Source organism: Pseudomonas sp. SIMBA_041 (assembly GCF_046535095.1).
Classification (GTDB): domain Bacteria; phylum Pseudomonadota; class Gammaproteobacteria; order Pseudomonadales; family Pseudomonadaceae; genus Aquipseudomonas; species Aquipseudomonas mucoides.
The window spans coordinates 1-273 of the sequence record NZ_JAWRXJ010000287.1; the positions used below are offsets into that span (position 1 = coordinate 1).

The window sequence follows — 273 nt, forward strand, 5'->3', positions numbered from 1 at the left end:
CGGGTATCGAGTACCGGGAGTCGTCAGCGATCCTGTCGCTGACGACTTCGCCCGCCTTGCAAGGCGGCTGCACGATCCTTGCCGAACGCATCTCGAGTGCGCCGCTTGCGTGCCGCGAGGTGGCACGTGCGGAGTTGACCGGATATCAGGCCGCCGCACTGGTGCGCGGCGTGACGGTGTATGTGGATCCGCACCATTCGCGCGAAACAGTGACCCTCGTCGAGGCACCGCCGTCGTGTGTGATCGTGCGGCGCCAAGTTCAATTTTCCTGGG

Annotated in this window: 1 protein-coding gene; it reads left to right on the forward strand. The window is 64.8% G+C overall.

What is annotated here, in order from left to right; translation table 11 throughout:
• Positions 1-273 (forward strand): hypothetical protein (locus tag SB725_RS31215; RefSeq protein ID WP_410923274.1); only part of this gene is annotated, 273 nt, incomplete at both ends.